The organism is Bradyrhizobium sp. URHA0013 (assembly GCF_000518345.1).
Lineage (GTDB): Bacteria > Pseudomonadota > Alphaproteobacteria > Rhizobiales > Xanthobacteraceae > Bradyrhizobium.
Genome location: NZ_KI912427.1, coordinates 947,736 through 960,243, shown reverse-complemented (window position 1 = coordinate 960,243; position 12,508 = coordinate 947,736). Strand labels below are relative to the sequence as shown.

Annotated in this window: 8 protein-coding genes; 1 reads left to right on the top strand and 7 read right to left on the bottom strand. The window is 65.5% G+C overall.

Annotation, left to right across the window (positions count from 1 at the left end; translation table 11 throughout):
- Window positions 1–234: 234 nt before the first annotated feature.
- Window positions 235–1,509 (top strand): multidrug effflux MFS transporter, encoded by a 1,275-nt coding sequence (locus N551_RS0133960; RefSeq protein WP_027570712.1) that lies wholly within the window; start codon window positions 235–237, stop codon window positions 1,507–1,509.
- Window positions 1,510–1,621: 112 nt separating this feature from the next.
- Here the strand turns inward: N551_RS0133960 and ligA are convergent, their stop codons facing one another.
- The 7 genes from ligA to N551_RS0133925 form a co-directional block, all read right to left on the bottom strand.
- Window positions 1,622–3,775 carry an NAD-dependent DNA ligase LigA gene (ligA, locus tag N551_RS0133955; RefSeq protein WP_027570711.1) on the bottom strand — a complete coding sequence of 718 codons (2,154 nt, stop codon included), beginning with the start codon at window positions 3,773–3,775 and terminating at the stop codon, window positions 1,622–1,624.
- 107 nt (window positions 3,776–3,882) lie between these two features.
- Window positions 3,883–5,556, bottom strand: a complete 1,674-nt coding sequence (recN, locus tag N551_RS0133950) for a DNA repair protein RecN (protein WP_027570710.1) — start codon at window positions 5,554–5,556, stop codon at window positions 3,883–3,885.
- Window positions 5,557–5,569: 13 nt separating this feature from the next.
- Window positions 5,570–6,490 carry an outer membrane protein assembly factor BamD gene (locus tag N551_RS0133945; RefSeq protein ID WP_027570709.1) on the bottom strand — a complete coding sequence of 307 codons (921 nt, stop codon included), beginning with the start codon at window positions 6,488–6,490 and terminating at the stop codon, window positions 5,570–5,572.
- A 277-nt stretch (window positions 6,491–6,767) separates the two neighbouring features.
- Window positions 6,768–7,730, bottom strand: coding sequence for a UDP-3-O-acyl-N-acetylglucosamine deacetylase (gene lpxC / locus N551_RS0133940; protein WP_026232696.1), 963 nt, complete (start codon window positions 7,728–7,730; stop codon window positions 6,768–6,770).
- Between the two features lie 361 nt (window positions 7,731–8,091).
- A complete protein-coding gene (gene ftsZ, locus N551_RS0133935) occupies window positions 8,092–9,897 on the bottom strand; it encodes a cell division protein FtsZ (RefSeq protein WP_027570708.1) in 1,806 nt (601 codons plus the stop codon).
- A gap of 87 nt (window positions 9,898–9,984) precedes the next feature.
- Window positions 9,985–11,307, bottom strand: a complete 1,323-nt coding sequence (ftsA, locus tag N551_RS0133930) for a cell division protein FtsA (RefSeq protein ID WP_007613530.1) — start codon at window positions 11,305–11,307, stop codon at window positions 9,985–9,987.
- The gene (locus N551_RS0133925; RefSeq protein WP_027570707.1) at window positions 11,304–12,344 is read right to left on the bottom strand and encodes a cell division protein FtsQ/DivIB; all 1,041 of its coding nucleotides are present in this window, start codon (window positions 12,342–12,344) and stop codon (window positions 11,304–11,306) included. Before N551_RS0133925 ends, ftsA begins: the two co-directional genes overlap by 4 nt.
- Window positions 12,345–12,508: the final 164 nt, after the last annotated feature.

Genomic DNA, 12,508 nt, shown 5'->3' with positions numbered 1-12,508 from the left:
CATCCAGTACGCCGCGGCCTCTCGATTCAATCACTGCAGCCTCTGGAATACTGGATTCCCCGCCTCCGCGGGGAATGACACCTGTCACGCGGCACGAGCAACGCGCCCAATTCATCATCATCGCGCCGCCATTATCACCGTCCCGGAATCCGTATAGCCGCATTCCGAAACGCCGATATCCGTCTTGCGCGAGAGCGCTACAGTCAGATTCGAATTTCTATGAGACGGTCAGGCATGCACGGCATGATAAGCAAGCCGCCGGAAACGGCGAAAAACATCGCGACCTCGCGCGTGGTGTTGCTGCTGCTCGTCGTCATGACTGGCATCGCGCCGATCTCGCTTTACATGCTGGTTCCGGCGCTACCGGTGCTGGCGACGACCTTTGGCAGCGACATCTCGGTCGCGCAGATGACGGTGTCGCTGTACATGGTCGGCATCGCGCTATCGCAACTCATCATGGGCCCGCTGTCGGACCGTTTCGGGCGGCGCCCGGTGCTGCTTGGAGGCCTGGCGCTGATGGTCGTCGCCAGCGTCGCCTGTATCTTCGCGGAAACCCTGCCGCAGCTGATCGCCGCGCGCTTCTTCCAGGCGCTGGGCGGCGCCGCCGGCATGGTGGTGAGCCGCGCCATCATCCGCGACATCTACCAGCGCGATCGCGTCGCCTCGATGATCAGCCTCGTGGTCGCGGCGCTGATGATCGGGCAGATGGTCTCCCCGCTCACCGGCGGCCTGATCGAGACCGCATTCGGCTGGCGCGCGATCTTCTACGCCATTACCGTCGCCGCGATCATTGTCGCCGTCGGCATCGCTTTCGCGCTGCCCGAGACGCGCCGAGACCGCGCAGCCGGCAGCGGCTTTCGCGGCGATGTCGGCATCCTGATCCGCAACCGCGCCTTCGTCGGCTACGTGATGTGCCAGGTGCTGGCGTCGCAGATCATCTTCACCTTCGCCGGCGGCGGCCCCTATATCGTGGTGACGCAGATGGGCAGGACCAGCGCCGAATACGGCGCGTGGTTCGCGACGACGGGTTTCGCCTATCTCGTCGGCAATCTGCTCTGCGTGCGCTTCGCGCCGCGGCACTCGCTGGAGAAGTTGATCTGGTTCGGCCTCGCGCTCCAGCTTTGCGGCAGCCTGTTGAACCTGCTGTGGAGTTTCACCGGCTGGAACGAGGCACCCGCCTGGCTGTTCGGCACGCAGATGATCGTGATGGTCGGCAATGCCTTCGTGATGGCGAACTCGGCCGCCGGCGCCATCAGCGTCCGTCCCGAGGCCGCCGGCACCGCATCAGGTGCGATGGGCTTTCTCCAGCAGGGCATCGGCGCGCTGATGTCGCAATTCGGCGCCTATCTCGGCGGCCATTCCGCGACCACGCTGCCGCTCACCGCCGCAGTGCTGGCGATCTCCCTGCTGTGCGCCTGCACGATGATCTTCGTCGTCCCCCGCCGCGAGGTCATGGTGAGCGAGACGCTGATCGAGCAGGCGGAAGAGGAAGAGAGCGGGATGATGTGAGGGATGGCACGCCGCCTCCTCCGTCATTGCGAGCGAAGCGAAGCAATCCAGACTGCGACCCGCGGAAAGATTCTGGATTGCTTCGCTTCGCTCGCAATGACGAAAGAAGCCCTCACTCCCCGATCAGCGTCAGCCACTCGTCCTCGGTCAGCACCTTGACGCCGTGCTTGTTGGCTTCCGCGAGCTTCGAACCCGCGCCGGGGCCGGCGACGACGAGATCGGTTTTCTTGGACACCGATCCGGACACTTTTGCGCCTAACCGCTCAGCGGTGGCCTTGGCCTCGTCGCGCGTCATCTTCTCCAGCGAGCCCGTGAACACCACGGTCTTGCCGGCGACGGCGGAGTTGCTCTTCGGCTTCTCGGCGTCGATGATCTCGACCTCCCTGGTGAGCCGCTCGACGATGCCGCGATTGTGGCTCTCGCCGAAATAATCGGCGATGCTCTTGATCACGGTCTCGCCGATCTGGTCGAGCGCATCCATCTCGGCCATCGCCTCCTCGTCGCCATTGGCAACCTTGAGGCTGGCGTCGTGGAAGGCGTCCCAGGAGCCGTAGCCGCGGGCCAGCGCCAGCGCCGTGGTCTCGCCGATATGGCGCATGCCGAGCGCGTAGATGAAGCGCTCCAGTGCAATCTTGCGACGGCTCTCGATCGCGCCGAACAAATTGCGCACCGAGGTTGCGCCGTAACCCTCGATGTCCTCCAATTTGAGTTTTGCGTTGCGCTTTTCCAGCGTGAAGATGTCGGCTGGCTCCTTCACAAAACCCTCGTCGAAGAAGTACTGGAGCTGCTTCTCGCCAAGGCCGTCGATGTCGAAGGCGCGCCGCGACACGAACAGCTTCAAATGCTCGATCTTCTGGTAGGGGCAGGCGAACTCACCGGTGCAGCGAGCGCGTGAGCCCTCTTCGCCCGCCGCCGTCTCCTCGCGCGTGACATCGGTGTGCAACGGGCACGGGCACTTCTTCGGAAACTGGAATTCCCTGGCAGCCTTCGGCCGCTTGTCGAGGACGACGTCGACCACCTGCGGGATGACATCGCCGGCACGCTGGATCACGACGGTGTCGCCGATCCTGATGTCGCGGCCCTCGCGCAACACCTCGCCCTTGTTGCCGATACCCTTGATGTAATCCTCGTTGTGCAGCGTGACGTTCTGCACGATCACGCCGCCGACGCCGACCGGTTCGAGCTTGCCCACCGGCGTGAACGAGCCGGTGCGGCCGACCTGGATCTCGATGTCGCGCAACACCGTCGTGGCGCGCTCGGCGGGGAATTTATGGGCGATGCCCCAGCGCGGCGTGCGCGAGACGAAGCCGAGCCGTTCCTGCCAGTCGATGCGGTCGACCTTGTAGACGACGCCGTCGATGTCGTAGTCGAGTTTTGCGCGCTGTTCCTCGATCGCACGATGAAACGCCAGCAGTTCCTCGACGGAGTGACAGAGCTTGGTCAGCGGGTTGGTCCTGAAGCCGCAGCGCTCGAACCAATGGATCATGCCGCTCTGCGTGCCCTCCGGCATCGCGCTCATCTCGCCCCAGGCATAGGCGAAGAAGCCGAGGGGACGCGAGGCGGTGATGGTCGGGTCCTTCTGCCGGAGCGAACCCGCGGCCGAGTTGCGCGGATTGGCGAAGATGGTGCTGCCTTCGGCCTTCTGCCGCTCGTTGAGCGCGAGGAAGGCCTTCTTGGTCATGTAGACCTCGCCGCGCACCTCGCAGATATCGGGGACGTTGCGGCCCTTCAGCTTTTGCGGCACGTCTTCGAGGGTGCGGATATTGGCGGTGACGTCCTCGCCGACCGCGCCGTCACCGCGGGTCGCCGCGGTGGCGAGCTCACCACCCTCATAGCGCAGCGACATCGAGAGGCCGTCGATCTTCGGCTCGGCCGAGAAATCGATTCTGTCGTCGTCGAGCTTCAGGAACCGCACGATGCGGCCGACGAAGTCGCGCAGATCCTCTTCCGCAAAGGCGTTGTCGAGCGACAGCATGGGGACGGCATGCCGCACCTTCTTGAAGCGGCCCGACGGTGCAGCGCCGACTTTCTGCGACGGCGAGTCCGCGCTGACGAATTCCGGAAAGCGCTTCTCGATCGCGTTGAAGCGCTGGCGCAGCGCGTCATACGCGGCATCGGTGACGGTGGGCGCGTCGTCCTGGTAGTAGCGCTCGTTGTGCCCCTCGATCTCGAGCGCGAGCCGCATGTGCTCGACCTTGGCCTGCGCCTTGGTGAGGTCGGCGACGTCGCGAAGCGGTGCTGGTTTCGATTTTGCTGCTCTGGCCATGGTGCTTGGATACGATGGAGCGGGCGGGAGGGTAAAGGCGGTTACAGTTTCGTACCCCGGACATAACGTTTAGGGCCCCGGCGCTTGCGCGCGTCCGGGACACGAAATCAAGCCGTCGCCGCCTTGAGCAAACGGTCCGCGGCAGCCCTCGCCTCGGCGGTGATCTCGGCGCCGGCGAGCATCCGCGCGATCTCCTCGCGGCGGTGGTCGGCGGCGAGTGCATTGACGCGGGTGGCGACGCGCTTGCCCTTGTCCAGCGCGTCCTTGGAGATCAGCAAATGCTGGTCGGCACGGGCGGCGACCTGCGGGGCGTGGGTTACGGCCATCACCTGAACCTTGCCGGCGAGCCGCGCCAGCCGTCCGCCGATCGCGTCCGCGACCGCGCCGCCGACGCCGGTGTCGATCTCGTCGAACACCAAGGTCGGCGCCGAGCCGCGGTCGGACAGCACCACCTTCAGCGCCAGCAGGAAACGCGACAGCTCGCCGCCGGAGGCGACCTTCATCATCGGGCCCGGCTTGGTGCCCGGGTTGGTCTGCACCCAGAACTCGACGCGGTCGAACCCTTGCGGGCCTGGAGCTGCCTCGTCGGTCTGGACCTGGGTCATGAACTTGGCGCGTTCGAGCTTGAGCGGCGCGAGCTCGGCATTGACCGCCTTGTTGAGCTTCTCCGCCGATTTCTGCCGCGCCATCGACAGCTTCTTGGCGGCCGCCGCATAGCGCGCATCGGCCTCGATCGCAGCCTGCTCCAGCTTTTTCAGCCGGGAGGCGCCGGCATCGATCAGAACGACATCGGCGGCGTATTTTGCAGCAAGCGCGGCGAGCCCGTCGACCGGCGTCGAATATTTGCGCGACGCGGCGCGCAACGCGAACAAGCGCTCCTCGATGCGTTCGAGCTCCGAGGGATCAAAATCGGTTGCCGCAAGCGCCGCCTGGAGATGCTGGTCGGCTTCCTCCAGCGCGTTGATCGCGATGTCGATCGCCCTCACCGCGGGTTCGACCAGCGCCGGCGAGTTGACGCCGCGACGCTCCAGCCGGCGCACGGCCGCCGACAGCGAGGCGACCGGCGAATGGTGGCCACCGACGGCCTCCTGCGCCTCGCGCAGGTCGGAGGCGATCTTCTCGCCCTGCATCATGGTCGTGCGCCTCGAAGCCAGCGAGGTCTCCTCGCCGTCCTTGGGCGCGAGCTGCTTCAATTCGTCGGAGGCGTGGCGAAGGTAATCGGCTTCGCGTGCGGCGCGCTCCATGCCGGCACGATGCTCCTCCAGCGCGGTGCTGGCGGTGCGGCGTGCGTCCCAGAGCGCCTCGACCGCCGAGACGTCCTTTTCGAGACCGGCGAAGGCGTCGAGCAGGCGGCGGTGGGTGGCGGCATCGACCAGCGCGCGCTCGTCGTGCTGGCCGTGGATCTCGACCAGAGCAGCCCCAACCGCCTTCAGCGTCTGCACGCTGATCGCCTGGTCGTTGATGAAGGCGCGGGTGCGGCCGTCGGCGAGCTGGACCCGGCGGAGAATCATCTCGCCGGTATCGTCCAGCCCGTTCTCCGCGAGGATTTTGGCCGCGGGATGGTTTTTTGGGATATCGAATACGGCAGTGACCTGCCCCTGCTCCGCCCCATGCCGCACGAGGCCGGCATCGCCGCGGCCGCCGAGCGCCAACGCAAAGGCATCGAGCAGGATGGATTTGCCCGCACCGGTCTCGCCGGTCAAAACCGCGAGGCCCGGTGCGAATTCGATATCGAGCCGTTCGATCAGGACGATGTCACGGATCGACAGACGCGCCAGCATGGAACTCTATTTCCTAGCCGAGACCCATTTTCTTGAAGGTCTTGCTAATCCAGGACCCCTGATTCTCGCTCGGTTCGAGACCGCCCGATTTTACAAGATTATAGGCGTCCTTGTACCAGCGACTGTCAGGAAAATTATGCCCGAGCACGGCGGCGGCGGTCTGAGCCTCGCCGACGATCCCGATCGCCATATAGGCCTCGGTCAGGCGGTACAGCGCCTCTTCGACATGGCGGGTGGTCTGGTACTGCGTCACCACGGCCTTGTAGCGGTTGATCGCCGCCGTGTAGTCGCGCTTCTGCGCGTAATAGCGGCCGACGTTCATTTCCTTGCCGGCGAGCTGGTCGCGCGCACCTTCGATCTTGGCCTTGGCTGAGGTCGCATATTCGGAGGTCGGATATTTGCGAACCACCTCCTCCAGCGAGGCGATCGCCTTCTCGGTGCGGGTCTGGTCGCGGCTGATGTCCGGAATCTGGTCGTAATGCGAGGCGGCAATCAGATATTGCGCGTAGGCCGCATCCGGGCTGCCGGGATGCAGCGTGACGTAGCGGGTGGCCGCGCCGATGCAATTGTCATAGTCGCCGCCCTGGTAGGACGCGTAGGCCGACATCAGCAATGATTTGCGGGCCCAGTCGGAATAAGGATGCTGGCGGTCGACCTCTTCGAACTTCTTGTTCGCCGCCTTCATGTCCTTCTTCTCGTTCATGAGGTACAGGCCCTCATTGTAGATCTTGTCGGCGGGCTCCTCGACGAAGGTGTCGTCCTTGGCGGTGAACTTGTCCCACAGCGCGCCGGTGCCGCAGCCGGCCAGCGGCAGCGCGAGCACGAAGAGGGCGACAACCTGAATCAGCCCACGGGCACGAGACGAGACTTCTCGGGACGAGACTTCTCGAGACGGGACTTGGAGATATCCGCGCGTCATACGCTGTGCCGACATGAATATTGCCCTGACGCCCTGTGGTGCGGTGTCCGCCAGCCCATGAACCCCGTCCTGGGCGCGAAATATAGCCGTGGCGCCTGCCGTGCGACCACGCCGGTGTAACCGAAAAACGATCTTCAACCAACCGGATAGGCAGGCATTCCGCCCGGATTAAGGCGAACGCGCCGCAATCCTAGCCGATCATCGTTACCAGGACTTTCCCGGGGAAAGCCGCCGCCAAACGCCTGCGGCGACGGGGCTCTTCAGGCCCGTCTCTCTTCGGGAATGTCTCGCTTCAGGAAACGTCCGGCCCGTAGACCGCGGCGATCCGGCCGCCGACGATGCCGCGACCGGTTTCAGCCACCGGACGCGTGGTACGGCGGGCTGCCTCGCCCTCGACCACCCGCCACGCTGTACGGTCGGCGAGCAGCGCGGTCAGGACGGCGTGGTTGAGCTTGTGGCCGCCACGCACCGAGCGGTAGGCGCCAAGCAGCGGCAGACCAGCCAGCGCGAGGTCGCCAATCACGTCCAGCACCTTGTGGCGGGCGCATTCGTCGGCGTAGCGCAGGCCTTCGGTGTTGAGCAGCCGCTCCTCGTCGAACACGACGGTGTTGTCGAACGAGGCGCCGAGCGCATACCCCGCGCTCCAGAGCCGTGCGACGTCGCACATCAGACCGAAAGTCCGGGCCCGACCGACTTCGCGGCGGAAACGCTCCGGGTTGAGGTCGAAGGCGTAGCTCTGCTGGCCGATGACAGGATTGGTGAAGTCGATCTCGACCTCGGCGCGGAACCCGTCAGCATAGGGCCTGATTTCGCCGAAGGAGTCGCCGATCTTGACCGAGATCGGCTTCAAAACCTGGATGAAGCGGCGCTGTGCCGGCTGGGTCACGATGCCGGCCTGGTCGATCGCCGCAACGAAGGCTGCCGCGCTGCCGTCCATGATCGGCACTTCCGGCCCGTCGATCTCGATGATGGCGTTGTCGACGCCCATGCCCCGCAGCGCAGCAAGCACATGCTCGGCGGTGGAAACCAGCGGGCCGTTGCGATCTCCGAGGACGGTGGCGAAATCGGTCGCGATCACCTGCTCGGCGGTGGCCTGAACTTCGCGGTCACTTCCCTCAAGCCCGGTGCGGATAAAAACAAAGCCCGCGTCGACAGGCGCGGGTCCAAGCGTGAGCGTGACGGGAAGACCGGAATGAACGCCGACGCCTGCCACACTGGCTTGCGCACGAAGCGTTGTTTGCCGGCTAAATTTCATTAGGAACCGCCCCACTACGACCACTGCGACTTATACTGAACCCGACTGAGCGGCCCAGACCGCTCGCTTCCGAATCCGTATCCCCAAGTCACGGCAAACCATAGTCACTGCCTCAAACAGCGCCAACTCACGCTTTTTTACCGATTGTTACCCCAAACCCGCCGTATTCGCGCCAAGGCTTAACCAAATTGGACCGGAGTTTGGGACCGTTTTCGGTAGTTTTACTGAACCATCGAATATGTAATTAATTATTTAAAATCAGTTGCTTGGCGACGCAATCCGGATACGCACGGGGCAAAAGAAAAGGTCCCGGCAAGCTTCCCGCCGGGACCCTTTTTCGTCTGCCTTATTGTAACAATCCTCAGGTCGCCTGCCGCCGCAGGAAGGCCGGGATATCAAGATGGTCGTCTCCCTGTGGCGCCGGGGCAACAGGCGCGGGACGGCCGTGCATGTCCAGGCCCTGCGGCGCGGGACGACGGGCATACTCCGACACCGGCTCGGTGGAAGCGATTTGCTGCGCCACGGTCTTCTGAGGCCGGCGATCGGGCAGCGGCGGCATCGCGGGACCGGCGGTGCGGGCCGCGATCGGCGCCTCGCTCTCCTCGTCACGACGGCCGAGGCCGACATTGGCGAGGCGCTGCAGCAGCGACAGCCGGGTCTTCTGCGGGGTCTCCTCCTCGACCTCGCCGCGGGCCTGGCGAAGCTCGGCCTGGGCGGGCATCGGAAGTTCCTCGATCCGCGGCATCCGCGGTGTGCGGACCGGCGCACGCTCGGCCTGCGGCGGGATGAAGGTTTCCGGCGTCATCGGCTCATGCATGGCCATCGGCGCCTGCTCGGGCTCGGGGAACAGCGTGGGCTTCTGCGCGATCGGCCGCACTGTGACGTCGCCATAGGTCTGCATCGGCGCGGGAGCCTGCGGGACGTCCGCAACGGCGGCGGCGATGGCGGCAAGCGCAGCGCGCTCCACGTTCGGACGCGGAGCCGTGGGAGCGGCGGCAAATTGGCCCGTTCCTGCGGCCGGGGTCTGCCCTTCGAACTTCTGGGCGCGCTCGGCCATGCGCTGATTGTCGGCGCGCAGCCGTGCGGTCAAATCGGCAAGACGGCTCTCGGCAGCCGCGGCCGGAGCAGCGGGAGCCTGCTGCGCCTGCGGAGCAGGATTCGCCACGGGAGCGCTGGTGGCCTGGCTGTTACGCGCGATCGCGGCCTGCTCGATGCCGGTGGCGACGACCGAGACGCGGATCAGGCCGTCGAGGGCTTCGTCGAAGGTGGCGCCGACGATGATGTTGGCGTCCTGGTCGACTTCCTCGCGGATGCGGGTCGCAGCTTCGTCGACCTCGAACAGCGTGAGATCCTTGCCGCCGGTGATGGAGATCAGGAGGCCCTTGGCGCCCTTCATCGAGCTATCGTCGATCAGCGGGTTGGCGATCGCGGCTTCGGCGGCGGTCAGCGCGCGCTTGTCGCCGGAGGCTTCGCCCGTGCCCATCATCGCCTTGCCCATCTCGCGCATGACGGCGCGAACGTCGGCGAAGTCGAGATTGATCAGGCCTTCCTTGACCATCAGGTCGGTGATGCAGGCAACGCCCGAATAGAGCACCTGGTCGGCCATCGCGAAAGCGTCGGCGAAGGTGGTCTTCTCGTTGGCGACCCGGAACAGGTTCTGGTTCGGGATGATCAGCAGCGTATCGACGACCTTGTGCAACTCGTTGATACCCGCTTCCGCGGTGCGCATGCGGCGGCCGCCTTCGAAGTGGAAGGGCTTGGTCACGACGCCGACGGTGAGGATGCCCATCTCGCGCGCGATCTTGGCGATCACGGGAGCCGCACCGGTGCCGGTGCCGCCGCCCATGCCGGCGGTGACGAACACCATGTTGGCGCCCGAGAGATGGTCGCGGAGTTCGTCCATGACTTCTTCGGCTGCGGCCGCGCCGACGACCGGCTGCGAACCTGCGCCCAACCCTTGCGTGGCGGCCGTGCCCATCTGCACGATGCGCTGCGCCTTCGACATCGTCAGCGCCTGCGCGTCGGTGTTGGCGACCACGAAATCGACGCCCTGGAGGCCCGCCGTGATCATGTTGTTGACGGCGTTACCACCGGCGCCGCCGACGCCGAACACGGTGATGCGGGGCTTCAGTTCGTGAATATCAGGAACATTGATGCTGATGGTCATGTTTGCCTCTCGATCACGCGCGCGTGGGTTCGCCCCGGCCGGCGGCCGCGGGAGTTGGTGAAAATCGAATATTGCGGGAAGGAGTCATCAGAAGCCCTCGCGTAGCCATCGTCCGACCTTTCCGAAATACCCGCCGGTCCCCGTCCTGACCTGCTGCCGCGTATGCCGCGGTTCGACATGTTCGTGATGAACATATTGCGGGTAGACGAGCAGTCCGGCCGGCACCGCGAAGGCGGCGTTCTTCGCCTCGTTGGGCAGCCGGCCGAAACCGAGCGGACGTCCGACCCGCACGGGCCGGCCGAGAATCTGCGTTCCGAGCTCGACCAGACCGGTGAGCTGCGAGGCCCCGCCCGAGAGCACGACACGGCCGTTGGGCTCCGAGGCGAAGGGCGAATCCTTCAGCTTGTCCCGAACCATTTCGAAGACTTCCTCGGCACGATGCTTGACGATGTTGGCGATGGTAGCGCGGGAGACGATCTGCGGCAGATCCTGCTCGTCACCGGCTGTCGGTACAGACATCAGCTCACGCGAGTCCGATCCGCCGGTGATGACGGTCCCGTATAACGTCTTGATTCGCTCGGCATCGGCAATGGTCGCGGAGAGCCCGCGCGCCAGATCCATCGTGATGTGTTGCCCGCCGACCGCAAAACCGGCGGCATGCACGAAGCGACCGCCGGAAAAGACCGCGATCGTGGTGGTGCCCGCGCCCATCTCGACCACGGCAGCGCCGAGATCGGCCTCGTCGTCGGTCAGCACCGACAGGCCAGCCACATAGGGGCTCGCCGCCATGGCTTCGACGTTGATGTGGCAGCGTTCGACCGCCAGCATCAGGTTCCGCGCCACCGTGGCGTCGCAGGTGACGACGTTCATGTCGATGCCGAACTGATGCGCGACCATCCCGCGGGGATCGCGGATGCCCTTGACGCCGTCGAGCGTGTAGCCGACCGGCAGCGCGTGCAGCACGGTGCGGCCTTCGCCGGTGGCGTGGCGCATGCCGGTCGAGGTGACGCGGCTGACATCGGCCGGCGTCACGGCGCCGCCGCGGATGTCGGCCGCAGCTTCGACCAGCTGACCGGAGAGCCGGCCGCCGGAGACCGACAGCAGCACGGACTCGACCCGCACCTTGGCCATTTTCTCCGCAAGCCCGACGGCCTGTCGTACCGCCTGCTCGCATTCGCCGAGATCAATCACGGCGCCGGCCTTCATGCCGCGGGACTGGATCTGGCTGTAGCCGATCAGCTCCACCGCATGGGTCCGGTCGCGCAGGGCTTCGCTCGGCGCCGACGGCTTCAGCCGCGCGATCATGCAGGCGATCTTGCTGGTGCCGATGTCGAGGCAGGCGACGAGGCCGCCGCGCTTGTGCGGCATCGGGCGTGTCTTCGGTGTCTGGGTGCGATCAAGACCGGTCATGCAGCGTCCCCGGCCTTTTTCTTCTTCTTGTCCTTGAACAAATCGTCGCGCGCCTTGGCGGCGTCCTCGGACAGCTGCACCACCAACCGATCGGGCAGGCGCAGGTCGACCGCGACGATGTCGCGGGAGAACAGCCTGTCCTCCTTGTCGAGCCTGGACAGCATCGCAAGCGCGTTGCCGACGTCCTGCTCGGGCAGGCGGATGTCGAGGCCGTCCTTGAGCCTGAGGTTCCAGCGCCGCTCCCCGACGAAGATCGCGGCCTTTGTGATCGAATTGACCTGCGGATAGCGCGCCAGCAAAGCGAGGAAATCGCGGGCCTGCGTATCGGCGCCCTTGCCGACCACGAGCGGCAGCGACAGGAACCGGCGCGAGACATAGGGTTCGAGCACGGCGCCGTCGTCGGCGATGACGGAGAGCCGGCCGGCCTCCTGCCACAGCGCGAAAGCCTTGCGCTCGGTGAGCTCGATCATGAGCTGGCCCGGATAGAGCTTCAGCACGGTCGCGTCCGCGATCCAGGGATTGGCCTTGAGCTTGTCGCGCACGGCGTCGGCGTCGAGGAACAGCAGCGAGGATCGGCCGCTGACGCCGCCGATCGCGAGGATCTCGTCCTGGCTGAGCTGCTTGCGGCCGTTGATCACGACGGAGGTGATGCGGAAGCCGGCGGAATTGGCCAGCGCGTTGCGGGTGTCGTTGACCGCCGTGATGAAATCCTGGAGATGGCCGCCCTTGACGATACCGAAGCCGCAGCTTCCGATCAGGAGCAGCACCGTCATGCTGATCCCGACCCGGCGCGGCAGATAGCGCTCGACCAGCGCGACCAACCGCGGCGTCGGCTCGCGCTCGATGATGGCTTTGGCCCGGGCTTTGGTTTTAATCTTTTCGTTGGCCGCAGCACGCGCGCCGTGAACTCGTTCCAGACGCTTGTCCTGCACCCACTCGCGCAGAAGCACGACCGCTCCGATAGCGGCCGCCTTCAGGTCAGCTTGGGGCCTCAGCGATCTGAAAAGCGACCGAGTGAGGCTTCCTGCTCCATCCATTGCACGAGCTCGTCAACAGTTTGCCCGCGACATCGCGCGGGTCCTGGCGAACATGACGTCTCGGACTTGCCGGGCCGGGTGCTGGTCTTCAGCAGAAGAAAACCTCTCCCCTTCAGAGCGTTCGCTGGGAGTGACAACACCCGCAACGGTCCACGCGCCGGCAG